Source organism: Cedecea sp. AS113, assembly GCF_037152415.1.
Lineage (GTDB): Bacteria > Pseudomonadota > Gammaproteobacteria > Enterobacterales > Enterobacteriaceae > Cedecea.
Genome location: NZ_JBBCMI010000001.1, coordinates 75,369 through 99,402 on the forward strand (window position 1 = coordinate 75,369; position 24,034 = coordinate 99,402).

Consider the following 24,034-nt stretch of genomic DNA (forward strand, 5'->3'; position numbering starts at 1 on the left):
TAAATCGCCTCCGTTTTCTCTCCGACTGGCCAGGGGCCGGGCGTCGGGAACGGCCGGAGGCTGAGAGCGTCGGGAACGCATCTCAGCCGACCCAGGACTGGGAGATAAAACGGAGGTTTGCCGCTCACGCGGTCGATTTATTTCGCCGGGACTCCGGGTTCTCAGGGGAGTAACGGTGACTCCCCTGAGACGTTCACAAGCTCAGAAGCTACATAGGAATGAGGATTAAAGTGAACGGAAGCTTAGCCGTTCCTCCATAGAACTTATTGGTCACTACAAGACAGCCCCAAAAAAGTAAGAGAATGAAATCGCAGCCACAGCGTTGAGCACCAGCCCTCTCACCTCTCTGGAGTGAGAGGCATTCTCCCTTAGCCTTTCGACAGTTGGCTATCTAAAGGATTTTTAGCCAGGAAATCAGCGCATTCCGGCGTCAAACGATCCACACGCTTCAACGTCATCCCGGCGTACTCCAGCGTGTCGCCGTTTAGGCCGATGTCGTAAATCTCACGCTTGACGGTGACATTACGCAGATCGCCAGACAAATGCGTCAGCTTACCCGGAACCCCAATCACCCGCTGCCACTGGCGGCAATCCAGCGTATCGCCCTGGGGCGTGACCACCAGCGAAGCAATCGCCTCCGGGCTAACCAGCTCGCTCTGCGGCCCGCTGGACTGCCAGTAGCCCGCCATACCCGCCGGTGCTTCGGTACGAACGACCTGCTTATAATCTCTGATCTCGGTGCAGCCGCCCAGTGCTACCAGCGCCGCCAATACTAAAAGCTTCTTCATCGTCTATCCTGACTGCGGAGAAAAAATAATTCTGGCATTAAAGCCCGATGCCTGCCAGCAATTCCGCCTGGGGCACAAAAATTGATCCAGATTGTTTTTTCGTCTTTTCAGCCTGTTAAGCCCAAACGATGGGCGTATGATGGCGCCTTCTTTTGCCCATAGCGGCACGTTCTTCTGAGTTCAGAGGCGAAAACAATGACCTGGCACTCCTTTAAACACCAATACCTGGTAACCTTCTGGAAACCGATGCCCGCGGTGATCGCGGCCGGGATCCTCTCCACTTATTACTTCGGCATCACCGGCACTTTCTGGGCCGTGACCGGCGAATTCACCCGCTGGGGCGGCCAGCTCCTGCAGCTGATGGGCGTTCACGCCGAAGAATGGGGCTACTACAAGCTAATTCACCTCGACGGCAGCCCGCTGACCCGCATTGACGGCATGATGATCATCGGCATGTTTGGCGGCTGTTTCGCCGCCGCACTGTGGGCGAATAACGTTAAACTTCGCCTGCCCCAGCACCGCATTCGCATCATTCAGGCCGTGCTCGGCGGGATCATTGCTGGCTTCGGCGCACGACTGGCAATGGGCTGCAACCTCGCGGCGTTCTTTACCGGGATCCCACAGTTTTCGCTGCACGCCTGGTTCTTCGCCCTTGCCACCGCCATCGGCTGCTGGTTTGGCGCGCGCTTCACGCTGCTGCCGATGTTCCGCATTCCGGTCAAACTGCAAAAAGTCTCCGCTGCCTCCCCGCTCACCCAGCAGACGGATCGCGCTAAGCGCCGTTTCCGTATGGGAATGCTGGTGTTTATCGGCATGCTCGGCTGGGCGGGTTTCACCGCCATAAACCAGCCAAAACTCGGCCTCGCCATGCTGTTTGGCGTCGGCTTTGGCCTGCTTATCGAACGCGCACAGATTTGCTTCACCTCCGCCTTCCGCGACATGTGGATCACCGGCCGAACCCAGATGGCCAAAGCAATTATTCTGGGGATGGCGGTCAGCGCCATTGGCATCTTTAGCTATGTTCAGCTTGGCGTAGAAGCCAAAATCATGTGGGCAGGGCCAAACGCCATCATCGGCGGGCTGTTGTTTGGCTTTGGTATCGTGCTGGCCGGAGGCTGCGAAACGGGCTGGATGTATCGCGCGGTCGAAGGTCAGGTTCACTACTGGTGGGTCGGTCTCGGCAACGTGATTGGCTCTACGCTGCTGGCCTGGTTCTGGGATGATATTTCTCCGGCGCTGGCCACCAGCTGGGATAAAGTCAACCTGCTGAATACCTTTGGGCCACTGGGCGGGCTGCTGGTGACTTACCTGATGCTGCTCGTCGCTTATCTGCTGATTGTCGGCTGGGAAAAACGCTTCTTTCGCCGTAAAAACCAGGCTATCGGCACCACAACAGGAGAAACCGCATGAGTCAGAACATTATCCCGGATTACCGCCTGGACATGGTAGGTGAGCCTTGCCCTTACCCGGCTGTTGCCACGCTGGAGGCGATGCCGCAGCTGAAAAAAGGCGAGATTCTGGAAGTGATCAGCGACTGCCCGCAGTCCATCAATAACATCCCGCTGGACGCCAAAAACCACGGCTACACGGTGTTGGATATTCAGCAGGACGGCCCCACCATTCGCTATCTTATTCAGCGTTAATCATGCAAGGGGCAAAGCTGCCCCTTATTTCAACGAACCGGCTTCACCCACGCCCCGGAATCCAGCAGGAAACGCTCTGCGCTGGCAATTTTCTGTACCGCGCTGTCTCCGTGTTTAGCCACCAGCATCGCCAGCAAGCACTCGGCAATGCCCATGGCCGACACTACGGAAGGAAAGAACGACGGGCTGTGCGCGGAGAAATAAAGCGTGCTGGCGGCGTGTTTCGCGAGTGGGGAGAGTGGAGAGTCTGTCAGCGCAACAATTTTGCTTCCGGCCTGCCGCGCCGCGCCCAGCACGTCCAGCGACTCACGCGAGTAAGGGGCAAATCCTATCATCAACACCACATCTTTGGGCGTCAGCTCGCGGGTGAAAATTTCGTAATTGCTCGCCTGGCCGTCGATAAGCGACACGTTCTTATTAAACAGGCGATAGATATAGAACAGCGTGTAGGCCACCGAATAGCTGGCCCGAAAGCCGCACACATAAACATGTTCGGCCGCATCCAGGACATCAACCGCCTGTTCCATTGCCTGCGGATTTTCAGCCTCGGTATGGGATAGATTTGCCGCATGGGCGTCAAACACTTCCTGATAGAGCGACGCCGTGCTGCCCTTATCGACCAGCTTTTCGGCCCTTGCCTGATGGGTTTCAATATTGAGGCCAAGCTCCTGAATAACGGCGGCTTTGAACTCTCCCCAGCCGACATAGCCCAGACGCTGAGCCAGGCGCAGCAGCGTGGCGGGCTTGACGCCAATGCGTGTGGCAAATGCCCGCATCGAAAGCGCAATTAAGTCCTTCATGTTATGCAGGCTCAACTCTGCGGCCCGCTGCAGCTCGGGGGTTAATGTCTCGTAATGTTCTTCTAGCTTTTGTTGCGGGGTCATAGGCTGACAGGACGCTCCCATTTAGACCGGAAATCCCTTCCGGTGTCTTGAAGGTATCGTCCTGATAGTGCAGTGAAATTACTTTTGACGTCAAATAAATAAGGGTATCAGGCAGGGATTAGCGTTAAAACGCTATTTTACTTAACATACTAACGTTGTGAAAACGCGGATGTGCGTCGCTTAACGTGCAGGTAAGACACAAGCTGGATGAATGAAAGAGTCAAAGGCGGGGCAAAAATACAACGCACGGTCAAATACCAGACAAGAGCAAACAAGGCTTGCTCCCGTCTGAAATCAATCAGCCCATGCACTAAACCTGCATGTTCATCACTTCCTGGTAAGCTGCAACCAGCTTGTTGCGCACCTGAATGCCCATCGCCAGTGAAACGGAAGATTTCTGCAAATCCACCATGACATCGTTCAGCGCCACGCCTGGCGTGCCGAGAGCAAATTTTTCCGCCTGGGCACGCGCGGTGTTGGAGGTTTCGCTTATCCGTCCCAAAGCGGCCTGCAGCTCGCCGGCAAAACTTACCGTTGGCGCGGAGGCAGCCGAAGCTGCGGGATTGGTCGCCGACAGCGCGGTCGCCTGAAGTTGTTGCAGTACGCCTTCGATACCCTGAATAGCCATTTTTACGCCCCATGTGTATTAAGCCGAGGAAGATTACCACCTTGTCAATAGGATAAAGGCGTTAAATAGACGTAAAAAATAGAGCTAATTCAGCCATCGAAAATTCCTGAAACGAAAATAATGACACTGCCATCCATATGGAACTTTTGTCGTGTTTGTCGACCCGGGAGTCAGTCTTGTTCACTCATTACTCTAAAAATTCTGTCAACGCTAAGCCGCGAGGTGTGGAATGACCACTGCTGCTCAGGCGCAAACGCCGCAAAACAAGACTCTTGAGTGGTTGAATCGCCTTCGTGCTAATCCCAGAATCCCGCTGATAGTGGGCGGTGCCGCCGCCGTTGCCGTGCTGGTGGCCCTGGTGCTTTGGGCAAAATCTCCCGATTACCGCGTGCTGTACAGCAACCTCGCCGATCAGGACGGGGGCGCGATTGTTACCCAGCTTCAACAAATGAATATTCCCTACCGCTTCTCAGACAACGGTAGCGCCATCATGGTCCCGGCAGACAACGTCTACGATCTGCGTCTGCGCCTGGCTCAGCAGGGCCTGCCTAAGGGCGGTGCCGTCGGCTTCGAGCTTCTGGATCAGGAAAAGTTTGGTATCAGTCAGTTTAGCGAGCAGGTGAACTACCAGCGGGCGCTGGAAGGCGAACTGGCCCGCACCATTGAAACGCTTGGCCCGGTGAAGAATGCCCGCGTGCATCTCGCCATGCCAAAACCATCCCTGTTTGTTCGTGAACAAAAGTCCCCTTCTGCTTCCGTTACCCTTAGCCTCGAACCTGGCCGCGCGCTGGATGAAGGGCAAATTAATGCCGTGGTGCATATGGTTTCCAGCGCCGTGGCTGGTTTACCGCCGGGTAACGTCACGCTGGTCGATCAGGGTGGCCATTTGCTGACGCAGTCTAACAACGCTGGCCGTGACCTTAACGACGCCCAGCTCAAGTACGCGACTGACGTAGAGAGCCGCTACCAGCGCCGCATTGAATCTATCCTTGGCCCGATTGTCGGCAACGGCAACGTGCATGCTCAGGTCACCGCGCAGATCGATTTTGCCAACAAAGAACAAACCGAAGAGCAGTATCACCCTAATAGCGATCCGGCCCAGACCGCGGTCCGCTCTCGCCAGTTGAACCAGACCTCTCAGGTTAACGGTCAGTTCCCGGGCGGCGTGCCGGGCGCGCTTTCCAACCAGCCGGCGCCAGCGAACACGGCACCGATTTCGACGCCGCCGCAGAACAACCAGGCTAACCAGCAGGCCAACAACGGCCAGCAGAACCAGGCCAGCACCACCGGTCAGAACGGCAGCAGCAACACTTCGCGTGACGAAACCACCAACTATGAAGTGGACCGCACCATCCGTCACACCAAACTGAACGTGGGGGATATTCAGCGTCTTTCCGTGGCCGTGGTAGTGAACTACCGCCAGCTTGCCGACGGGAAACCTTTACCGCTCACCGCCGACCAGATGAAGCAGATCGAGAACCTGACCCGTGAAGCGATGGGCTATTCCGAATCCCGCGGCGATACCCTGAACGTGGTCAACTCTCAGTTCACCGCCACCGAAGACGACAGCGGCAGCAGCCTGCCATTCTGGAAGTCTCCGGCCTTCTTCGACATGCTGCTCTCAGCGGGTCGCTGGCTGATTGTGCTGATTGTCGCCTGGCTGATATGGCGGAAAGCGATTCGTCCTCAGCTCACCCGCCGCGCGGAAATTCTGAAAGCCACTAACGAAGCGAAGCAGAGCGCTAAAGCCGAAGAAGAAGCCGTGGCCGTTACGCTAAGCCGCGACGAGCAACAGCAGCAGCGTAAAGCTAACCAGCGCCTGAGCGCCGAAGTCATGAGTCAGCGTATTCGTGATATGTCCGACAACGATCCTCGCGTAGTTGCGCTGGTGATCCGCCAATGGATGAGTACTGAAATATGAGTATTACCGGAACAGAAAAGAGCGCCATCCTGCTGATGACCATTGGCGAAGACCGTGCCGCTGAGGTGTTCAAGCACCTCAGCCCGCGTGAAGTACAGCATTTAAGTGCGGCGATGGCTAACACCCATCAAATTTCAAACAAACTGCTGACCGAAGTGTTGGCCGAGTTTGAACAAGAAGCCGAACAGTTCGCCGCACTGAGCATCAATGCCAACGACTATCTGCGTACCGTATTGATCAAAGCGCTGGGCGAAGAGCGTGCCTCCAGCCTGCTGGAAGATATTCTCGAAACCCGCGATACCACCAGCGGCATCGAAACGCTCAACTTTATGGAGCCGCAGAGCGCCGCCGATCTTATTCGCGACGAACACCCGCAGATCATCGCCACCATCCTGGTTCACCTCAAGCGTGGCCAGGCGGCGGACATTCTGGCGCTGTTCGACGAACGCCTGCGCAACGACGTGATGCTGCGTATCGCCACCTTTGGCGGCGTTCAGCCGGCCGCGCTGGCAGAACTGACCGAAGTGCTGAACAACCTGCTCGACGGCCAGAACCTCAAGCGCAGCAAAATGGGCGGCGTGAGAACGGCAGCGGAAATTATCAACCTGATGAAAACCCAGCAGGAAGAAGCCGTTATTACCGCCGTGCGCGACTTCGACGGCGAACTGGCGCAGAAAATCATCGACGAGATGTTCCTGTTCGAAAACCTTGTGGCCGTGGACGACCGCAGCATTCAGCGTCTTCTGCAGGAAGTGGAGTCCGAATCTCTGCTTATCGCCCTCAAAGGTGCAGAACAGGCGCTGCGCGAGAAGTTCCTGCGCAACATGTCCCAGCGTGCTGCCGACATCCTGCGCGACGACCTCGCCAACCGTGGCCCGGTACGTCTGTCGCAGGTGGAAAACGAACAGAAAGCTATCCTGCTTATCGTGCGTCGCCTGGCGGAGACCGGCGAGATGGTGATCGGCACCAGCGAGGATACCTATGTCTAATACGCTGCCATGGAAACTCTGGACGCCTGAAAACCTCGCCTTCCCTACGCCGGTGTTCGAAGAGATTGTGATGCCGGAAGCGACGGCCGAGCAGGAAGAGCCGGAAAGTGAGCCGGACCTCCAGCAAACGCTGGCGATGATGCAGGCTCAGGCCCGAGAACAGGGACACAGCGCGGGCTTTGCCGCCGGGCACGATCAGGGCGTGGAAGAAGGCCGTAAAGCGGGCTTCCAGCAAGGCCTTGAGCAAGGCATCAATGAAGCCCGTCAGCAGCAGGCACCGGTTCACGCCCGGATGCAGCAGCTGGTGAGCGAATTCCAGTACACGCTGGATGCGCTGGACAGCGTGATTGCTTCCCGCCTGATGCAAATGGCGCTGGAAGCCGCGCGGCAGGTCATTGGCCAGACGCCTGCCGTAGATAACAACGCGCTGATCAAACAGATTCAGGGCCTGCTGATGCAGGAACCGCTGTTCAGCGGTAAGCCGCAGCTGCGCGTACACCCGGATGACTTACAGCGGGTGGAAGAGATGCTGGGTGCCACGCTAAGCCTGCACGGCTGGCGTTTGCGCGGCGACCCAAGCCTGCACCAGGGCGGCTGCAAAGTCTCCGCCGATGAAGGCGACCTTGACGCCAGCGTGGCCACTCGCTGGCAAGAGCTGTGCCGTCTGGCCGCGCCAGGAGTGCTCTGATGACCGCGCGCCTGACCCGCTGGCTGAACACGCTCGACAATTTTGAAGCGCGGATGGTCGAACTGCCGACCGTTCGCCGCTACGGCCGCCTGACCCGCGCCACCGGCCTGGTCCTGGAGGCAACTGGCCTGCAGCTGGCGCTGGGCGCGACCTGCATCATTGAACAGCACGATCGCGAAGTCGAATGTGAAGTCGTGGGCTTCAACGGTCACAAACTGTTTCTGATGCCGCTGGAAGAAGTGGAAGGCATTTTGCCTGGCGCCCGGGTTTATGCCCGCTCGGCGACGGCGGAAGGCCTGCACAGCGGTAAAAAACTGCCGCTCGGCCCCGCCCTGCTCGGCCGCGTGCTCGACGGCAGCGGCCGCCCGCTCGACGGACTGCCTTCGCCGGATTCCGACCTGATGGGCGCGCTGGGTGCAGCCCCGTTTAACCCGCTCCAGCGTACCGCGATTGAACATGTTCTTGACGTTGGCGTTCGCCCGATTAATGCCCTGCTGACGGTAGGTCGCGGGCAGCGTATGGGCCTGTTTGCCGGTTCAGGCGTGGGGAAAAGCGTCCTGCTCGGCATGATGGCGCGTTATACCCAGGCTGACGTGATCGTCGTGGGCCTGATTGGCGAGCGTGGCCGCGAAGTAAAAGACTTTATCGAGAACATTCTCGGTGCCGAAGGCCGGGCGCGTTCCGTTGTGATTGCCGCCCCGGCGGACGTTTCTCCGCTGCTGCGTATGCAGGGTGCCGCCTATGCGACAAGAATCGCCGAAGACTTCCGCGATCGCGGCCAGCACGTCCTGCTGATCATGGATTCACTGACACGTTACGCCATGGCCCAGCGTGAAATCGCCCTCGCCATTGGCGAACCTCCGGCGACCAAAGGCTATCCGCCTTCGGTCTTTGCCAAGCTCCCGGCGCTGGTTGAACGTGCGGGGAACGGCATACACGGCGGCGGCTCGATTACCGCGTTTTATACCGTACTCACCGAAGGCGACGATCAGCAGGACCCGATCGCCGACTCCGCGCGAGCCATTCTTGACGGCCACATTGTGCTGTCGCGCCGCCTGGCAGAAGCGGGCCACTACCCGGCCATCGACATCGAAGCTTCTATCAGCCGTGCCATGACATCGTTGATTACCGAGCAGCATTACGCCCGGGTACGTCGTTTCAAACAGTTGTTATCCAGCTTCCAGCGCAACCGTGATTTGGTGAGCGTGGGGGCTTACGCCAAAGGCAGCGATCCGATGCTCGATAAGGCCATTGAACTGTGGCCGCATCTTGAAGCCTTCCTGCAACAAGGCATTTTTGAACGCGCAAACTGGGAAGAAGCCAGCCTCGCACTGGAGACGCTTTTCCCCACGGTTTGATGAGAGGTGACCATGAACCAAAACAGCGCACTGGATACTTTGCGTGAACTCGCCGCCCAGGAAGTGGAAAAAGCGGCGATTCGTTTAGGGGAGATGCGCCGGGGTTGCCAGCAGGCGGAAGAGCAACTCAACATGCTGATTAACTATCAGTTTGAGTACAGCAACAGCCTGAATGACAACATGAGCCAGGGGATTGCCAGCACCCGCTGGCAGAACTACCAGCAGTTTATACGCACGCTGGAAAAAGCCATCGAACAGCACCGCCAGCAGCTGATGCAGTGGTCCAATAAAGTTGATCAGGCATTGGGCGCATGGCAGGAAAAACAAAAGCGCCTGCAGGCATGGCAAACCCTGCAGGACAGAAAGGCAGCGGAGCTGTTGCTCGCAGAGAACAGACTCGATCAGAAGCAGATGGACGAATACGCCCAGCGGGCCACATTGAGGAAAGGTGAATGATCACATTGCCAAAAATTCTGTTAAACACCGGGGCCGATACCGCTGCAGCCGGGGATGCAAAAGTCGCGGACGGCAAAGGCTTCGGTGAAGACTTCCTGACGCTGCTGGGCAAAGCTTTGCCGGCAAACGTCGCTTTGGAGGACGGCAAATCGCTGCCTCTGGGCGCGGCGTTAAGCAAAGTTGCCGCGGCCAATGCCGCTAAAGGTGAGACCCAGGACGGCCAGGCAGCTCTCGCTGAACTGCTGAACTCACCGGAGCAACCTGAAGCGCTTTCCACCCTGCTCACTTCCCTCGGCAAAACAGAAACGGGTGATAAGCCAGAGGCGGAGCTGAAAGACGCCAAAACCGATAAGCCTCTGAGCGACGCGGAGCTGCAAACGCTCAGCGCGCTGTTTGCGATGCTGCCGCAGCCCGTGACCGCTGCACAGCCTGCGGCGCTAGCTAAAACAGCTACCGACACGGCATCGCTGTCCGCCCTGACCTCTGCGGCAGGGAATACCGCAGGCAAAAATACCGCGGACAGCCTGCTGCCTGCTGGCGGCAGCGGGAAGAAAAGCGCCCCGGTGGGCGCAACGCTTGCGGACAGTAAATCCGCTGCTGCCAACGCGCCGGCAGTAGCCCAACCGCAGGGGGATGACAAAGCCCAACTGGTCGCTACCAACACCCCTGACAGTCGTGACAACGCGTCGCCGCAGGCAAATAACACCGCCCCTGTCACCGCGCAGATAACCCCAGCCATCAGCAGCGCCACCGTTGCGGCTCCAACCACAACGCACATCGCTACCCCTACGGCACCGATGATCAGCGCCCAGTTAGGAAGCCATGAGTGGCAACAGCAGATTTCTCAGCACGTTACGCTGTTTACCCGTCAGGGCCAGCACAGCGCCGAGCTGAGATTGCACCCGGAAGATCTCGGTCAGGTGCAAATTAGTCTAAAACTAGAAGATAACCAGGCGCAGCTGCAGATGATGTCGCCGCACAGTCACGTGCGCGCCGCGCTTGAAGCCGCGCTGCCGTCACTGCGTACTGCGCTGGCGGAAAGCGGTATCCAGCTTGGCCAGAGCAACATCAGCAGCGAAAGCTTCGCTCAGCAGCAGTCCGGCCAGCAGCAACAGCAGCAAAGCACCCGCGGCGGGGAACGTTTTTCCCTTAATGGCAATGACGTCGAACCGCTCCCGGTGGCCGATAGCCTGCAGCGTCTGGCCAGCAGCAACGGTGCGGTGGATATCTTCGCCTGAGCCCCGTTAAAGGGTAAACGCCAGAGCTAGCGACAATAAACGTGTGTTTTCCGGGCTTTGACCGCCCGGAGACACGGGATAATTGCTATTCAGCAGTACCGATACAGGAATAAAGCGTTCAATGACTGATACCGCTATCACGAAAGGCCGTAAACGCGCCATCTGGGTGCCGATACTGGTTCTTATTACACTCGCCGCGTGCGCCACCGCAGGCTACAGCTACTGGCGCATGCAGCAAACGCCAGCCACAGCCCAGGCTAAAACGCCTGAGCCGCCGCCTGCGCCAGTGTTCTTCGCTCTGGATACGTTTACCGTCAATCTGGGTGATGCGGATCGCGTGTTGTACATCGGCGTCACGCTGCGTTTGAAAGATGAAGCGACCCGCCAGCGCCTGAGCGAATTCCTGCCGGAAGTCCGCAGCCGTCTGTTGCTGCTGTTCTCTCGCCAGGACGCCAATCAGCTTGCTACCGATGCCGGTAAGCAGAAGCTGGTGGAAGCGATTAAAACTACTCTGGCGCCGCCTCTGGTCGCCGGGCAACCTCAACAGGTAGTCAGCGACGTGCTGTATACCGCCTTTATCTTGCGGTAAGTCCATGGGCGACAGTATTCTTTCTCAGGCCGAAATCGATGCGCTGTTAAACGGCGACAGTGAGAATAACGACGAGCCGAAGGCCGGGGCGCCGGGCGAATCCGATATTCGTCCCTATGACCCGAATACCCAGCGTCGCGTGGTGCGTGAGCGCCTGCAGGCGCTGGAAATTATTAACGAGCGTTTTTCTCGTCAGTTCCGTATGGGGCTGTTTAACCTGTTGCGTCGTAGCCCGGACATCACCGTCGGGGCCATCCGTATCCAGCCGTATCATGAGTTTGCCCGCAACCTGCCGGTACCAACTAACCTGAACCTGATTCACCTGAAACCGCTGCGCGGCACCGGGCTGTTCGTCTTTTCACCCAGCCTGGTGTTTATTGCGGTAGACAACCTGTTTGGCGGGGATGGCCGCTTCCCAACGAAAGTGGAAGGCCGGGAGTTTACCCACACCGAACAGCGCGTGATCAACCGTATGCTGAAGCTGGCGCTGGAATCCTACAGCGACGCGTGGAAGGCGATTTACCCGCTGGACGTGGAATACGTTCGTTCGGAGATGCAGGTTAAATTTACCAACATCACCACGTCGCCTAACGACATCGTGGTTAACACCCCGTTCCACGTCGAAATTGGCAACCTGACCGGGGAGTTCAACATCTGCCTGCCGTTCAGCATGATTGAACCGCTGCGCGAGCTGCTGGTGAACCCTCCGCTGGAGAACTCCCGTCAGGAAGATCAAAGCTGGCGCGACACCCTGGTGCGTCAGGTGCAGCATTCCGAGCTGGAATTGGTGGCGAACTTCGCCGATATCCCGCTGCGGTTATCCCAAATCCTAAAACTGAAACCTGGCGATGTGCTGCCCATCGAAAAGCCAGATCGTATTATCGCGCACGTGGATGGCGTACCGGTCCTGACCAGCCAGTACGGCACCATTAACGGCCAGTATGCCCTGCGCGTCGAACATTTGATCAACCCGATATTGAATTCGCTGAATGAGGAACAGCCCAAATGAGTGATATTAATCAACCGTCCGATGACAATGCAGGCTCAGTGGACGATCTGTGGGCTGATGCGTTAAACGAGCAGAAAAGTTCCGGGAAAAGTACCGCGGATAACGTATTCCGCGCGCTGGAAGGCAATGACATTGCCGGCAACGTGCAGGATATCGACCTGATCATGGACATTCCGGTCAAGCTGACCGTCGAACTGGGCCGTACCCGCATGACCATCAAAGAGCTGCTGCGCCTGACGCAGGGTTCCGTGGTCGCGCTTGACGGACTGGCCGGCGAGCCGCTGGATATTCTGATCAACGGTTACCTGATTGCCCAGGGGGAAGTGGTTGTCGTCGCCGACAAATACGGCGTGCGAATTACCGACATCATCACCCCATCAGAACGTATGCGTCGCCTGAGCCGCTAAATGACAACCCAGGCCACCGTCACTCAGCCCAGCGTCAACGCCAGCTCGCCGCTTGTTCAGGTCAGCGGGGCGTTGGCCGGCATTGTTATTTTTATTCTGGTGGCCGCATGGCTGGCAAAGCGCTTTGGTTTTCACGGGTCGGGCGTCGGCGTAAAGAAGTCGCTAAACATTAGCGCCAGCGTGAGCGTAGGCCCGCGCGAGCGCGTTGTGGTGGTGGACGTCGAAGACGCTCGTCTGGTCCTCGGCGTCACCGCCAGCCAAATCACTCACCTGCACACTCTGCCTCCTGCGCCGGTCACAGATATGGTTGAAAAAGCCCCCGCGCCTGCCGATTTCCAGAAACTGATGAAGAACCTGCTTAAACGTAACGGGAAAGATTGATGAAACGTTTGCTGACGCTCTCGTTACCGGGCCTATTTTTGCTTCTCCCTGCGGCCGCCTTCGCACAATTACCGGGCCTGATAAGCCAGCCCCTCGCCAACGGCGGGCAGAGCTGGTCCTTGCCGGTGCAGACGCTGGTCTTTATTACCTCCCTGACCTTCCTGCCGGCCATTTTGCTGATGATGACCAGCTTTACGCGCATCATCATCGTTTTTGGCCTGCTGCGTAACGCCCTGGGCACACCGTCCGCCCCGCCTAACCAGGTGCTGGTTGGCCTGGCGCTGTTTTTGACCTTTTTTATTATGTCACCGGTGTTCGACAAAATTTATACCGACGCCTACCAGCCCTTCAGCGAAGACAAGATCTCGATGGAAGTGGCGATGGATAAAGGCGCTCAGCCGCTGCGCGAATTTATGCTGCGCCAGACCCGTGAAGCCGATCTGGCGCTGTTTGCACGTCTGGCGAACACTCAGCCGCTGCAGGGACCGGAAGCCGTGCCAATGCGTATTCTGCTGCCTGCCTATGTCACCAGCGAGCTGAAAACCGCGTTCCAGATTGGTTTTACCGTATTTATCCCGTTCCTGATTATCGACCTCGTGATCGCCAGCGTCCTGATGGCGCTCGGGATGATGATGGTTCCCCCCGCGACAATTGCCCTGCCCTTTAAGCTGATGCTTTTCGTGCTGGTCGACGGCTGGCAGCTGTTGGTGGGTTCCTTGGCGCAAAGTTTTTACAGCTAGCGGAGAAAGAAAATGACGCCAGAATCGGTCATGATGATGGGCACCGAAGCGATGAAGGTGGCCCTTGCCCTTGCGGCCCCGCTGCTGCTGGTTGCGCTGATAAGCGGCCTGGTTATCAGCCTGCTGCAGGCGGCCACGCAGATCAACGAAATGACGCTGTCGTTTATTCCAAAAATTCTGGCCGTGTTCGTGACCATCGTCATTGCCGGGCCGTGGATGCTTAACCTGCTGCTGGATTACATGCGTTCCCTGCTGACCAATCTGCCGAACACCATTGGATGATCCACGTTGACAGCACCCAGTGGCTAAACTGGCTAAGCCTCTATTTCTGGCCGCTGCTGCGCGTACTGGCGCTGATCATGACCGCCCCCATCCTGAGCGAGCGATCGATCCCCAAGCGGGTTAAGCTTGGGCTCGGGCTGATGATCACCTTTATCATCGCGCCTTCCCTGCCCGCAACAGGGGTGACGATCTTTTCTGCCGCGGGTTTCTGGCTGGCAATACAACAAATTCTTATCGGTGTGGCGCTGGGTTTTACTATGCAGTTCGCTTTTGCTGCCGTGCGTACCGCCGGGGAACTTGTGGGCCTGCAAATGGGACTCTCTTTCGCCACCTTCTTCGATCCGGGCAGCCGCCTCAATATGCCGGTTCTGGCCCGCTTTCTTGATATTCTGGCGATGCTGCTGTTCCTGACCTTTAACGGCCATTTATGGCTGATTTCGATGCTGGTCGATACTTTTCATACCCTGCCGATCGGCGGCGAACCGATCAACAGCAACGCGTTTATGGCGCTGACCCGAGCGGGCGGTCTGATCTTTCTCAATGGCCTGATGCTGGCCCTGCCGTTAATCACTTTGTTACTAACGCTTAACATCGCCCTGGGACTGTTAAACCGTATGGCTCCCCAGCTATCGGTATTTGTTATCGGTTTCCCCGTCACCTTATCTATCGGCATGCTTATTTTTATGGTAATGATGCCGCTTATCGCCCCCTTTACCGAACATTTATTCGGCGAGATTTTTGATCTGCTCGCGGATATTGTCAGTGAAATCCCCGCAAATTAATAACCCTGATTTTCATACTGCCTCTATGAGGATATTCCTAAAAAAATATGTTAATAACATCCGCCAAGATATATCTGGCGCGGAATATAAGTTTTTACCTTGCTCACAATACACAACATTCACTTTACTTTAAGAACATTCCTGGCAAATTATAGGCAACTTTCCGGGATAGTGATTTCGCCTTTTAAATTATTAATAATGGTTACCCATAAATAATTAGAACTGCGGAAAATGCGGCGGATTGGCTTTGCCCTGGGACTGACATTGTCACTCGCGGTACAAAACCAGTACAGCTTTCAATCTGCGCTCCTGATTATTACGGGTATAACGCGCTTAGTGAGGGTTTGCTATGTCAACGATTATTATGGACTTATGCAGCTATACCCGGCTGGGGCTTGTCGGCTACTTAGCCAGCCGCGGGGTTAGAAAACGGCATATTGCAGATGTAGAAACGGTAGAACAGCTGGCACAGGCATGCCAGTCGCAGGCACCCAGCGTGGTGTTTATTAATGAAGACTGTTTTATTCATGACCCGGAAAGCAGTCAGAGAATTAAGCAGATCATAAATCAACATCCAGGGACGCTATTTTTAGTCTTTATGGCGATTGCTAATATTCACTTTGATGAATATCTTCTGGTCAGAGAAAATCTGCTGATCAGCTCGAAATCCATCAAGCCAGAATCTTTAGACGATATTTTAGCGGAATACTTAGCAAAAAATGCACAATGTATTGGACATATTAATTTGCCGACACTTTCTCTTAGTCGCACAGAGTCCAGCATGCTAAAAATGTGGATGTCAGGACAGGGAACGATTCAAATCTCTGATCAAATGAACATCAAGGCAAAAACCGTTTCGTCTCATAAAGGAAATATTAAACGCAAAATCAAGACCCATAACAAGCAAGTGATATATCATGTAGTTCGTCTCACCGACAACGTCACCAACGGTATTTTTGTTAACCTCCGGTAGCTGACTTACTCTGCATCCCTACGCCACTTTGGCCGCAGTATTTAATCTCTGACGCCCGTCAGAGATTAAATACAAGTTAAACGACACTCTTTCCTGTAACAAAACCGCAACCTTTGCTAAAAAAAGCAGAAAAATCTCACTAGACTTACGCCATACAAGTATACATGGAGAGATTTGTTGCTATGGTAGCCGTTATTGTTCTTGGCATTTTTATTATCAGCGTCTTTTACGCCCACTCCCGCGGTGTCGAAAAACAGAAGTTTTCCCGCCAGCTTTTTGACCACTCGACCTTTATGGCCCCGGTCAATATGTTCATGACGCGTTTCTCGCGTCTACCGCCTGAACAGCCGTATTTCCCGACCAGTGACTTTCCGGAACTGCAAAAGCTGACGGACAACTGGGAAATCATTCGAGAGGAAGCGCTGCGCCTGCAGGGCCACATTAAAGCGGCAGAAAGCCACAACGATGCCGGGTTTAATACGTTCTTCAAGCGGGGCTGGAAGCGTTTTTACCTGAAGTGGTACAGCGATGCACACCCGTCTGCGCATGAGCTTTGCCCGATCACCACAAAGCTGGTCAGCGAAATTCCGTCTGTTAAAGCGGCGATGTTCGCCGAACTCCCTGCAGGTTCTTACCTGGGCAAGCACCGGGATCCGTATGCCGGATCGGTGCGTTACCACCTTGGGCTTGCCACGCCCAACGACGACCGCTGCTTTATTGAGGTCGACCGGCAACGCCACAGCTGGCGCGATGGCGAAGCGGTAATTTTTGATGAAACCTACGTACACTGGGCGGAAAATAAGAGCGAACAGACCCGTATTATTCTGTTCTGCGATATTGAGCGCCCGATGAAATGGCGCTGGGCGCAGGCCGTTAACCACTGGGTAGGCACCACACTGATGTCAGCCGCCAGCTCGCCAAATAGCGACAGCGACCGCACAGGCGGGCTGAACCGCATCTTCAAGTATGTTCACGCGCTGCGCGACAGCGGGCAAAACCTGAAGAAGAGAAACCGGAAAGTATATTACGCGATGAAATATTCGGTGATTACGGTGATTTTTGCGGCGATTATTGTGCCTAGCGTGGTGTAAAGATTGCCGCTCCCCGAAAGCGAGGAGACTGTCCAGCGTTCACCTGATAGATTTCCCCCTCTCCCTTCCAGGGAGAGGGCCGGGGTGAGGGTCATACATCCTTTACCCTACTCTTCGCGCTCCACAAAAATGCCGTCCGGGTGGCCTGACTCATTAAAGAACCAGATCCCCAGCGGATAATCCTCCAGCGACACAAGATACATCGTTCCTTCGTTAAATGGCTCCACCGCCAGAACGATCCCCGAACGCCGCGGGCCGCCATCGGTCTTTACGGTCACCCGATCATTGATTTTCATGGTTATTTCCTCCAGAGACATTGCCTGCCATTGTAGATCAAAAACACCTTGAGCGCCCTTACTCCGGGCCACCTGGCGCATTATCTGAAACGGCTATACTTAAGGGTGGTAGTCAGCGAGGGTAAAGTGATGAAGAGCGTGAAAATCAGCGGCAGCGCGGCGCATCAGACAACGGAAGTGGATGTTGACGCACTGCTTGCCGCCATCAACGAAATTAGCGAAAGCGATATCCGGCACGCCAGCAGCGAGGAACACCCGCAGCGAGTGAGCGTGGATGGGCGAGACTGGCATAGCTATAAGGAGCTGGCGGATGCTTTTGAGCTGGATATTCGGGATTTTAGCGTGAATGAAATTAATCGCTAAGAAAAGCATCCCGGCCGGGGAGCCGGGATGAAAACTTGCTGAAGCAAGAAGCACTTGAAATTCGTTACATCAGGAAATCTGATGTGTTGACCACATTACCTTAAATTTTATTGAATACAAGGATATATTCTTTTCAGGAATGTCTATAACTGCACTCATTGACGCAATCAATTTGAGTCCAATACCTTGTTAAATCGTTTTTTTAAACCTGAAGCCCGCATCAAAGGGCCATTTGAGCGCTGAATAAATTAAGATTTATCCTAAACTGAACGTTCTGATTTCGCCTGCCGTACTGGGGCGAATAAAAAATAAACGCGCGTCAGCCTCGCCCACTACGTGACAAAAACATTACGCTTGCTTTAGCGAGCCGCCCCTTCGGTAACCGAATAAAACATCAGCAGGGCTTATATGATATAGCGGCTACGCCCGACGGGAAATCAGTCCTGGGTGCAAACCTGGTTGCGTCCGTTCTGCTTCGCCTTGTACAGTCGCCGGTCGGCAATGGACTGCAAATGCTCAAAATCATAATCGTGGCGCTCATGGGCGCAGCTCACGCCAAACGAGGCGCTGATTTTGAGGGTCTGTCCGGCCTGCAAAAGCAGCTCTTTGGTATTGATGCGGTGCCGAATCCGCTCGGCGACGGCTGCCGCCTCCGGAAGCTTCGTGCCTGGAAGCAGCACGCAGAACTCTTCCCCGCCCACGCGCCCGGCAACATCCTCTTCCCGAAGGGAGGAAGCAAGCAGCGCGGCGGCATGAGACAACACCTTGTCGCCGGCGTGATGCCCGTAGCGATCGTTAATGCCTTTAAAGAAATCGAGGTCCATCTGGATCACAGAGAACGGTTTTTCCTCGCGTTGGCAGTCCAGCGCCATTCCGTGAGCAATATCGAAGAAGGCGCCGCGGTTGTAGAGCCGGGTCAGGGTATCGTAATTTGCGCGCCAGCTCAGCGTTTGCTGCAGCGTCAACATATTGCTCACCAGCCGCCGAATCACCCGCCATGAGATGAACAACATCAGCGTAAAGAGCAGCCAGAGCAGCGTTAGCACAATGCTGATTCGACCAAATTCTCCCTGCACGCCCTCGCCGAGGGTATGCACTTTAATCAGCACGCCGTCAAAGTTCATCAGCTTTGCCCACGTCACGAAACGGCTGTCCATCCGCAGCTCGCCTTCTTCTCCGCTTTCCATGGAGCGGGTAATCTCAGCCTGCTGTTTGGCGCTAAACACCGGCGTCTGCGGCGCGCTGTTCGCCGCGGTGGCAATGAGCGAGAAATGCCTGTCAAACAGCATCACGGTGCCTTCATAGCGATCGTGAGACAGTTCCTGAAGGAATGCATGCATCCCGCTGACGGGAAAATCCATCGCCAGCACGCCATACCAGCGCTGATTCAGATCCAGCGGTACAGCCGCGGTAATAATCTGCCCATTTGGACTGACTGGGTTATAGGTATGCGTCCACTGCAGGCCACGGCCTGGGTTATTTTGCGGCGACTGAGCGCCAAAATAGGGCTGAGCAATGAGCCGATAATAGAGTGACACAAGGCCCGGATCGTTTTCCGGGGGCGTACTTGAGAGGAAAAAGCCCGCCCGCGAAGCGTAGAACACGCGCCTTTGCAGGTCTCGCTTGTCGTCAGCTAGCTGCATGATATAGCTGAACTCCAGCGCCGCCTCCAGCTCAGGATAAAGCCAGCGCTCATCGCGGTCGAGCACGTGGCTGTGGCTGACAAACTCGTCGGAAACGCCGTTAATCGGCATCCCGCGATTAAGATCCAGCTTTAATTGCCAGTAAGGCTGCGTTCGCTGGACGGCAAAATCCGCCAACGCCTGACGTGAAATATCGGTGGAAATAGGAGACTGCAGCGCATAATGCATGGTGTTGCGGTAAAACAGCAGGCTATCAATGCTGTGCTGCAGCTGCCGGTCCAGCGCGGTGGCAATATTATCGAGGCTGTTACGCTGGTTAGAAATATAGGCGGACTCCAGCACCGCCACTTCACGCCAGGTCAGCAGCGTTGAGCATAGAAACACAACAATAAAACAGAGGTTTACCACCCGCTGCGGTCTTTTATAGCGGCTGATAAACCGCTCAAATGTAGTACCGATCAAGGGGGATCCTCCCTGGCGGACGACCCGGCCGCGGTTATCAGTTCCTTCCGAAAACCCCGGAAGAATGAAGTCTTTACAGATTTTGCCACCGCGACAGCGCTTTGTCGAAGCTGGCCTGCCGAAAAGCGCCTTAGCCGAGGATAAAAAAACCCGGCATAGCCGGGTTCCGTTAAAAAACCAGACACATCACGCCTGCTGATGCTCTCTGGTTTCCGCTGGCGCAAGGTCATCCTCACGAAACGCCTCGCGCTTTACGCCGTATCCGTCGTACCAACGGCACTCCACCATGCCACTGGAATAACCCGTGACAATCATGCGTGGACCGCCATTCTTACGCCGGACTTCATCGCTGACCACATAAACCATAGCCGCCTCCGGCGTTAGGGGTGAAAACCTCTAAAGGTATAGTCAATGGTCAGCGTTTTTTCCTGACTAAAGCGTTATTTTTCATCTCGAACTTAGTGTGAAGCGCTCCCGCGAAGGTGATTTATGCCGTTCACCACCAGCAGCACAACACCGCCCGCAATAAAGCCGAGCACCAGGTTGGCAAGCGTCGGACCGGCAAGCTCAACCACGCCGCCAAACTGCCCCATCCATTGCTCAATGCCGTGATGAAGCACGGGCACGCCGTGCACCAGGATACCGCCGCCGACGAGGAACATCGCCAGCGTCCCGACAAACGTGAGGGTTTTCATTAGCCAGGGAGCAAGAATAAGCAGCCCTTTCCCCACCGCCTGTGCCAGCGCCGCACGCTTATCCGCCAGCCAGTATCCGAGATCGTCAATTTTCACAATCATCCCGACCAGGCCGTACACGCCGATAGTCACCAGAATGGCTATTCCTGCCAGGATTAACACCTGATTTAGCAGCGGCGCTTCCGCCACAATGCCAAGCGTGATGGCAACGATTTCCGCCGAAAGAATAAAGTCCGTGCGCACCGCGCCTTTCACCTTATCTTTTTCAAAGGCCAGCGGGTCCTGGGCGGCAACGGCCTCCAGCCTCGCCTGCTTTTCCTCCGCGCTTTCTTTGCGTTTTCTCGCCTGCAGGCTGTGCAGCACTTTTTCCACGCCTTCAAAACATAAAAACGCGCCGCCCACCATCAGCAGCGGCGTAATTGCCCAGGGCGCAAAGGCGCTAATAACCAGTGCCAGAGGCACCAGGATAAGCTTATTTAGAAACGATCCTTTTGCCACGCTCCAGACGACAGGCAGTTCCCGATTCGCGCGCAGGCCAGAAACCTGCTGAGCATTCAGCGAGAGGTCATCGCCCAGGACGCCTGCCGTTTTTTTTGCCGCGAGTTTGCCCATAACTGAAATGTCGTCCAGCAGCGTGGCGATGTCGTCGAGCAAAGTGAGTAAGCTACTTCCAGCCAAAATATCTGTCCTTATTGATGTCGATACCCAAGAGTATGAAGCAAAAAGCGCGCCGCGAAAAATCGCCGCGCTTGTCAATAAAAATTAACATTACATCAACAAGTATAAAGCTCGCTATCCGCCCACTTTTGGCGTTAACTGTCGGCCTGAAATTGGTGTCTGGTGAGGGATTATGCGAGCTCGTTCTGGTCAATTAGTGCCGCTGATAGCGGCGCTGTTTGCGTTGTACATCATCTGGGGTTCAACCTATTTGGCGCTGGCTATCGGGGTAAAAACCTGGCCGCCGTTTATCCTCGCTGGTACGCGCTTTATGCTTGCGGGTTCGCTGCTGATGGGCATTCTCCTGCTTCGCGGCCACAAGCTGCCCAAGCTGCGCCCGACGCTTAACGCCGCCCTTATCGGCGTGCTTCTGTTGGCCATCGGCAACGGCTGCGTCACGGTGGCCGAGCACCAGCACGTCCCTTCCGGCATTGCCGCCGTCATGGTCGCCACCGTGCCGCTGTTTACCCTCTGCTTCAGCCGCCTGTTCGGCATTAAAACGCGCAAGCTGGAGTGGCTCGGCATTGCCATTGGCCTCGCGGGTATTGTGCTGCTGAACAGCGGCGGCAATCTCAGCGGTAACCCATTCGGCGCTGTTTTAATTCTTATTGGCTCCCTGAGCTGGGCGTTTGGATCGGTTTACGGGTCGCGCATCGAACTGCCCGAAGGCATGATGGCGGGCGCGGTGGAAATGCTGGCAGCCGGGATTGTGGCGCTCAGCCTTGCGGCGCTCACCGGCGAACGGCTGACAACGATGCCGGACACCTCCGGCTGGCTGGCGCTGGGCTATCTCGCGCTGTTTGGCTCGATGATCTCCATCAGCGCCTATATGTACCTGATTCGAAATGTCTCCCCGGCGGTGGCGACCAGCTATGCCTACGTCAACCCGGTTGTGGCCGTGCTGCTGGGCACCACCTTTGCGGGGGAAAGCCTGTCGGCAATTGAATGGCTGGCGCTGGGGATCATTATTTTTGCCGTGGTGCTGGTCACGCTGGGTAAATACCTGTTCCCGGCCAAACCGGTGATTGAGACGTGTGAAGTCGAAAAATAGTTAGTCAGTGGCCAGCCTCTGCTGGCCACTGTCGTGTCGCTGATGAATCCCGGTCACGTTAATTTCCGCGCTACGCCCGCCGCTGCAAATCCACTCTTCTAACCGTTCACACAGCGCCCGATCCTGCATTTTCTCACGGCCACGCAGCGCGCATTCCCAGACAATTAAAACTCGCCAGCCCTGCGCCAGCAAAAGCGCCGTGTCTCGCTTATCCCGCACAACGTTGCGGCCTATTTTTTCCAGCCAGAACTCGGTGCGCGTGGCCGGGACTTTAAACAAATAGCAGTCGTGATGATGCCAGAAACAGCCGTGGGTAAAGATAACGCAGCGGTATTCATCCACCACAAAATCAGGTTTGCCGGGCAATGCGGCATCCTGCACGCGAAAGCTAAACCCGCACTCTGCCAGCAGTCCAGCCAGACGTTTTTCAATGGCGGTGTCACGCGTGGCAATCGCCCGCATGTTTTTACTGCGTATCGCCTTGCTGTGTACATCCGCCATTTCTTTCTCCGCTTAGCGCTTTTTCACCGCTTGCTTGATCACCGGCTCCAGCAGTTTAGCCACCGCGGCAAACGCGGGAACGACGACGGAGTTACCAAACTGGCGATAAGCCTGAGTGTCAGACACCGGGATGCGGAACGCTTTCCCTTTCGGCGCTTCAAACCCCATCAGCCTGGCGCACTCGCGCGGCGTCAGGCGACGCGGCCTGTTCACCTGGTTATCAGGATGGTTAAAATCTGCCTCGCCCAGCGCCATGTCCCAGCCGCGATCGACCAGGATCTCCGCGCCATCTTTGAAATAACGAGCCGACAGCGTTCTTGCTACGCTTGCCGGGTTTTTCGGGTCAACCAGGCCGTAACCAAAGCCGTTGCCCTTGGCCTGATGCTTCTTCGCGTAGTTATAGAGGTATTTCCACAGCGTTGGGGTCAGCACATATTTCGCGTCAACCTCATCGTCCAGCAGCTCGCCAAAGGTCGGGCGACGAGCCGGATAGAATTCGCTCAGTTTCGCCAACGTCACCGCCGTATCCAGTTTCAAATCGCGGCGCGTGCCGACCAGCACAATGCGTTCCCGGTGCTGCGGCAGGAAATTTTTACCGTCGACAATTTTCGGATCGTCACGCCCGGAAACCGCGGCATCAGCCACGTCGTAACCCAGCTCGTCCAGGGTCTGCATGATAATGCGGAACGTATTGCCTTTATCATGGCTCTTCAGGTTCTTAACGTTCTCCAGCACAAAAACCGGGGGACGTTTGGCGGCAATGATCCGCGCCACGTCGAAGAACAGCGTGCCCTGCGTTTCACAGGCAAAACCGTGCGCGCGCCCAAGGGCATTTTTCTTCGACACGCCAGCCAGAGAAAACGGCTGGCAGGGGAAACCGGCCAGCAGCACATCATGGTCGGGCAGCGTGGCCTGGATGTGGGCCGTCGCCTGCTCGTCCGTGACGTCGCCACGGTTGCTGAGCGTCACGTCGCGGATGTCTTCATTAAACTGGTGCTGCGTCGGGTCGCAGTACCAGTTTGCCTTGTAGGTCCTCACCGCGTATTTATTCCATTCGCTGGTAAACACGCACTGGCCGCCGATGGCCTCAAAGCCGCTGCGGATCCCGCCTATCCCGGCAAACAGGTCGATAAAACGAAAAGCATAGCGCCCGTGATGCGCCGGCGGCGACGGCAGCATACTTTGCAGCATCTGCACTTCCACTTCGGTTAAACCACGAGGCGCAGACTTGCCGTTATACCAGCGGTTCAGGGACTCACGCGTCCAGTCGCCTCCCACCTGACGCAGGCGGAGCGCAACGGTTTTTTGATCGTAGATTTCAAGTAAACGGCTGACCAGCGCATTGTCTTCTTCTTGTTGAGTTTGTTTGTGGCGCTGTGCCTGAAGGGAGAGGTGTTCTGCTATCGCGTCAAGATCGTTCATCGTGAACCAAAAATGGGAAAAGGGAGTGAAACTGTAT

Annotated in this window: 27 protein-coding genes and 1 pseudogene; 19 read left to right on the forward strand and 9 right to left on the reverse strand. The window is 56.0% G+C overall.

From position 1 onward, the window contains the following. Positions 1-368 precede the first annotated feature (368 nt). Positions 369-788, reverse strand: a complete 420-nt coding sequence (gene yedD, locus WFN87_RS00390) for a lipoprotein YedD (RefSeq protein ID WP_008459981.1) — start codon at positions 786-788, stop codon at positions 369-371. A 195-nt stretch (positions 789-983) separates the two neighbouring features. Here yedD and yedE point away from each other — a divergent pair, with 195 nt between their 5' ends. Next, positions 984-2,198, forward strand: a complete 1,215-nt coding sequence (gene yedE / locus WFN87_RS00395; protein WP_336983391.1) for a selenium metabolism membrane protein YedE/FdhT — start codon at positions 984-986, stop codon at positions 2,196-2,198. Next, a complete protein-coding gene (gene yedF / locus WFN87_RS00400) occupies positions 2,195-2,431 on the forward strand; it encodes a sulfurtransferase-like selenium metabolism protein YedF (protein WP_336983392.1) in 237 nt (78 codons plus the stop codon). Before yedE ends, yedF begins: the two co-directional genes overlap by 4 nt. Before the next feature lie 29 nt (positions 2,432-2,460). Here the strand turns inward: yedF and WFN87_RS00405 are convergent, their stop codons facing one another. Beyond that, positions 2,461-3,315: a MurR/RpiR family transcriptional regulator gene (locus tag WFN87_RS00405; RefSeq protein ID WP_336983393.1), complete on the reverse strand. Its 855-nt coding sequence runs from the start codon at positions 3,313-3,315 to the stop codon at positions 2,461-2,463. Between the two features lie 310 nt (positions 3,316-3,625). After that, entirely contained in the window at positions 3,626-3,943 is a 318-nt protein-coding gene (gene fliE, locus WFN87_RS00410) for a flagellar hook-basal body complex protein FliE (protein WP_008458146.1), read from the reverse strand. Positions 3,944-4,172: 229 nt separating this feature from the next. On the opposite strand from fliE, the gene fliF reads away from it, so the two are divergent. The 15 genes and pseudogenes from fliF to lpxO all read left to right on the forward strand — a co-directional run bounded on the left by fliF (position 4,173) and on the right by lpxO (position 16,847). Further along, positions 4,173-5,864 carry a flagellar basal-body MS-ring/collar protein FliF gene (fliF, locus tag WFN87_RS00415; RefSeq protein WP_336983394.1) on the forward strand — a complete coding sequence of 564 codons (1,692 nt, stop codon included), beginning with the start codon at positions 4,173-4,175 and terminating at the stop codon, positions 5,862-5,864. Further along, positions 5,861-6,853, forward strand: coding sequence for a flagellar motor switch protein FliG (gene fliG, locus WFN87_RS00420; RefSeq protein ID WP_008458144.1), 993 nt, complete (start codon positions 5,861-5,863; stop codon positions 6,851-6,853). Before fliF ends, fliG begins: the two co-directional genes overlap by 4 nt. Continuing rightward, a complete protein-coding gene (gene fliH / locus WFN87_RS00425) occupies positions 6,846-7,541 on the forward strand; it encodes a flagellar assembly protein FliH (protein ID WP_008458143.1) in 696 nt (231 codons plus the stop codon). Before fliG ends, fliH begins: the two co-directional genes overlap by 8 nt. Further along, complete coding sequence (gene fliI / locus WFN87_RS00430; RefSeq protein WP_336983395.1) at positions 7,541-8,899, forward strand: flagellar protein export ATPase FliI; 1,359 nt, start codon at positions 7,541-7,543, stop codon at positions 8,897-8,899. Before fliH ends, fliI begins: the two co-directional genes overlap by 1 nt. 12 nt (positions 8,900-8,911) lie before the next feature. Further along, complete coding sequence (fliJ, locus tag WFN87_RS00435) at positions 8,912-9,355, forward strand: flagellar export protein FliJ (protein WP_008458139.1); 444 nt, start codon at positions 8,912-8,914, stop codon at positions 9,353-9,355. Further along, a complete protein-coding gene (locus WFN87_RS00440; protein WP_336983396.1) occupies positions 9,352-10,593 on the forward strand; it encodes a flagellar hook-length control protein FliK in 1,242 nt (413 codons plus the stop codon). Before fliJ ends, WFN87_RS00440 begins: the two co-directional genes overlap by 4 nt. A 121-nt stretch (positions 10,594-10,714) precedes the next feature. Continuing rightward, the gene (fliL, locus tag WFN87_RS00445) at positions 10,715-11,182 is read left to right on the forward strand and encodes a flagellar basal body-associated protein FliL (RefSeq protein WP_008458135.1); all 468 of its coding nucleotides are present in this window, start codon (positions 10,715-10,717) and stop codon (positions 11,180-11,182) included. A 4-nt stretch (positions 11,183-11,186) separates the two neighbouring features. After that, positions 11,187-12,191, forward strand: a complete 1,005-nt coding sequence (gene fliM, locus WFN87_RS00450) for a flagellar motor switch protein FliM (RefSeq protein ID WP_166872879.1) — start codon at positions 11,187-11,189, stop codon at positions 12,189-12,191. Beyond that, entirely contained in the window at positions 12,188-12,598 is a 411-nt protein-coding gene (fliN, locus tag WFN87_RS00455) for a flagellar motor switch protein FliN (RefSeq protein ID WP_008458131.1), read from the forward strand. Before fliM ends, fliN begins: the two co-directional genes overlap by 4 nt. After that, the gene (gene fliO, locus WFN87_RS00460) at positions 12,599-12,979 is read left to right on the forward strand and encodes a flagellar biosynthetic protein FliO (RefSeq protein WP_336983397.1); all 381 of its coding nucleotides are present in this window, start codon (positions 12,599-12,601) and stop codon (positions 12,977-12,979) included. It begins immediately after the preceding gene. After that, positions 12,979-13,719, forward strand: coding sequence for a flagellar type III secretion system pore protein FliP (fliP, locus tag WFN87_RS00465; protein WP_008458126.1), 741 nt, complete (start codon positions 12,979-12,981; stop codon positions 13,717-13,719). Before fliO ends, fliP begins: the two co-directional genes overlap by 1 nt. A 12-nt stretch (positions 13,720-13,731) precedes the next feature. Continuing rightward, complete coding sequence (fliQ, locus tag WFN87_RS00470; RefSeq protein ID WP_008458124.1) at positions 13,732-14,001, forward strand: flagellar biosynthesis protein FliQ; 270 nt, start codon at positions 13,732-13,734, stop codon at positions 13,999-14,001. Continuing rightward, positions 13,998-14,790: pseudogene (fliR, locus tag WFN87_RS00475) on the forward strand (flagellar biosynthetic protein FliR); the annotation flags it as partial. The gene fliQ and the pseudogene fliR, both read left to right, overlap by 4 nt. Before the next feature lie 342 nt (positions 14,791-15,132). Next, on the forward strand, positions 15,133-15,756 hold the full coding sequence (gene rcsA / locus WFN87_RS00480) for a transcriptional regulator RcsA (RefSeq protein WP_008458120.1): 624 nt from the start codon (positions 15,133-15,135) through the stop codon (positions 15,754-15,756). 182 nt (positions 15,757-15,938) lie between these two features. Next, positions 15,939-16,847, forward strand: a complete 909-nt coding sequence (gene lpxO, locus WFN87_RS00485; RefSeq protein WP_008458118.1) for a lipid A hydroxylase LpxO — start codon at positions 15,939-15,941, stop codon at positions 16,845-16,847. Positions 16,848-16,954: 107 nt separating this feature from the next. On the opposite strand, the gene dsrB is transcribed toward lpxO, so the two are convergent. Next, positions 16,955-17,143 (reverse strand): protein DsrB, encoded by a 189-nt coding sequence (gene dsrB / locus WFN87_RS00490; RefSeq protein ID WP_008458116.1) that lies wholly within the window; start codon positions 17,141-17,143, stop codon positions 16,955-16,957. Positions 17,144-17,272: 129 nt separating this feature from the next. Between dsrB and yodD the strand changes: the two genes are divergently transcribed. Beyond that, positions 17,273-17,506, forward strand: coding sequence for a YodD family peroxide/acid resistance protein (gene yodD, locus WFN87_RS00495; protein WP_008458114.1), 234 nt, complete (start codon positions 17,273-17,275; stop codon positions 17,504-17,506). A gap of 437 nt (positions 17,507-17,943) precedes the next feature. On the opposite strand, the gene dgcQ is transcribed toward yodD, so the two are convergent. The 3 genes from dgcQ to WFN87_RS00510 all read right to left on the reverse strand — a co-directional run bounded on the left by dgcQ (position 17,944) and on the right by WFN87_RS00510 (position 20,984). Next, positions 17,944-19,611 carry a cellulose biosynthesis regulator diguanylate cyclase DgcQ gene (gene dgcQ, locus WFN87_RS00500; RefSeq protein WP_336707588.1) on the reverse strand — a complete coding sequence of 556 codons (1,668 nt, stop codon included), beginning with the start codon at positions 19,609-19,611 and terminating at the stop codon, positions 17,944-17,946. A gap of 186 nt (positions 19,612-19,797) precedes the next feature. Further along, complete coding sequence (locus WFN87_RS00505) at positions 19,798-19,977, reverse strand: YodC family protein (RefSeq protein WP_008458110.1); 180 nt, start codon at positions 19,975-19,977, stop codon at positions 19,798-19,800. A 92-nt stretch (positions 19,978-20,069) separates the two neighbouring features. Then, complete coding sequence (locus WFN87_RS00510; RefSeq protein WP_166991494.1) at positions 20,070-20,984, reverse strand: DUF808 family protein; 915 nt, start codon at positions 20,982-20,984, stop codon at positions 20,070-20,072. Positions 20,985-21,156: 172 nt separating this feature from the next. Here WFN87_RS00510 and yedA point away from each other — a divergent pair, with 172 nt between their 5' ends. After that, a complete protein-coding gene (gene yedA, locus WFN87_RS00515) occupies positions 21,157-22,074 on the forward strand; it encodes a drug/metabolite exporter YedA (protein ID WP_008458105.1) in 918 nt (305 codons plus the stop codon). Here the strand turns inward: yedA and WFN87_RS00520 are convergent, their stop codons facing one another. Beyond that, positions 22,075-22,575, reverse strand: coding sequence for a DNA mismatch endonuclease Vsr (locus WFN87_RS00520; protein ID WP_166991488.1), 501 nt, complete (start codon positions 22,573-22,575; stop codon positions 22,075-22,077). It abuts the gene before it with no gap. 12 nt (positions 22,576-22,587) lie between these two features. Continuing rightward, positions 22,588-23,997: a DNA cytosine methyltransferase gene (locus WFN87_RS00525; RefSeq protein WP_166872854.1), complete on the reverse strand. Its 1,410-nt coding sequence runs from the start codon at positions 23,995-23,997 to the stop codon at positions 22,588-22,590. Positions 23,998-24,034: the final 37 nt, after the last annotated feature.

Coding starts and splice junctions, on each gene's coding strand:
- yedD (WP_008459981.1), bottom strand. CDS start 788: ATGAAGAAGCTTTTAGTATTGGCGGCGCTGGTAGCACTGGGCGGCTGC.
- yedE (WP_336983391.1), top strand. CDS start 984: ATGACCTGGCACTCCTTTAAACACCAATACCTGGTAACCTTCTGGAAA.
- yedF (WP_336983392.1), top strand. CDS start 2,195: ATGAGTCAGAACATTATCCCGGATTACCGCCTGGACATGGTAGGTGAG.
- WFN87_RS00405 (WP_336983393.1), bottom strand. CDS start 3,315: ATGACCCCGCAACAAAAGCTAGAAGAACATTACGAGACATTAACCCCC.
- fliE (WP_008458146.1), bottom strand. CDS start 3,943: ATGGCTATTCAGGGTATCGAAGGCGTACTGCAACAACTTCAGGCGACC.
- fliF (WP_336983394.1), top strand. CDS start 4,173: ATGACCACTGCTGCTCAGGCGCAAACGCCGCAAAACAAGACTCTTGAG.
- fliG (WP_008458144.1), top strand. CDS start 5,861: ATGAGTATTACCGGAACAGAAAAGAGCGCCATCCTGCTGATGACCATT.
- fliH (WP_008458143.1), top strand. CDS start 6,846: ATGTCTAATACGCTGCCATGGAAACTCTGGACGCCTGAAAACCTCGCC.
- fliI (WP_336983395.1), top strand. CDS start 7,541: ATGACCGCGCGCCTGACCCGCTGGCTGAACACGCTCGACAATTTTGAA.
- fliJ (WP_008458139.1), top strand. CDS start 8,912: ATGAACCAAAACAGCGCACTGGATACTTTGCGTGAACTCGCCGCCCAG.
- WFN87_RS00440 (WP_336983396.1), top strand. CDS start 9,352: ATGATCACATTGCCAAAAATTCTGTTAAACACCGGGGCCGATACCGCT.
- fliL (WP_008458135.1), top strand. CDS start 10,715: ATGACTGATACCGCTATCACGAAAGGCCGTAAACGCGCCATCTGGGTG.
- fliM (WP_166872879.1), top strand. CDS start 11,187: ATGGGCGACAGTATTCTTTCTCAGGCCGAAATCGATGCGCTGTTAAAC.
- fliN (WP_008458131.1), top strand. CDS start 12,188: ATGAGTGATATTAATCAACCGTCCGATGACAATGCAGGCTCAGTGGAC.
- fliO (WP_336983397.1), top strand. CDS start 12,599: ATGACAACCCAGGCCACCGTCACTCAGCCCAGCGTCAACGCCAGCTCG.
- fliP (WP_008458126.1), top strand. CDS start 12,979: ATGAAACGTTTGCTGACGCTCTCGTTACCGGGCCTATTTTTGCTTCTC.
- fliQ (WP_008458124.1), top strand. CDS start 13,732: ATGACGCCAGAATCGGTCATGATGATGGGCACCGAAGCGATGAAGGTG.
- rcsA (WP_008458120.1), top strand. CDS start 15,133: ATGTCAACGATTATTATGGACTTATGCAGCTATACCCGGCTGGGGCTT.
- lpxO (WP_008458118.1), top strand. CDS start 15,939: ATGGTAGCCGTTATTGTTCTTGGCATTTTTATTATCAGCGTCTTTTAC.
- dsrB (WP_008458116.1), bottom strand. CDS start 17,143: ATGAAAATCAATGATCGGGTGACCGTAAAGACCGATGGCGGCCCGCGG.
- yodD (WP_008458114.1), top strand. CDS start 17,273: ATGAAGAGCGTGAAAATCAGCGGCAGCGCGGCGCATCAGACAACGGAA.
- WFN87_RS00505 (WP_008458110.1), bottom strand. CDS start 19,977: ATGGTTTATGTGGTCAGCGATGAAGTCCGGCGTAAGAATGGCGGTCCA.
- yedA (WP_008458105.1), top strand. CDS start 21,157: ATGCGAGCTCGTTCTGGTCAATTAGTGCCGCTGATAGCGGCGCTGTTT.
- WFN87_RS00520 (WP_166991488.1), bottom strand. CDS start 22,575: ATGGCGGATGTACACAGCAAGGCGATACGCAGTAAAAACATGCGGGCG.
- WFN87_RS00525 (WP_166872854.1), bottom strand. CDS start 23,997: ATGAACGATCTTGACGCGATAGCAGAACACCTCTCCCTTCAGGCACAG.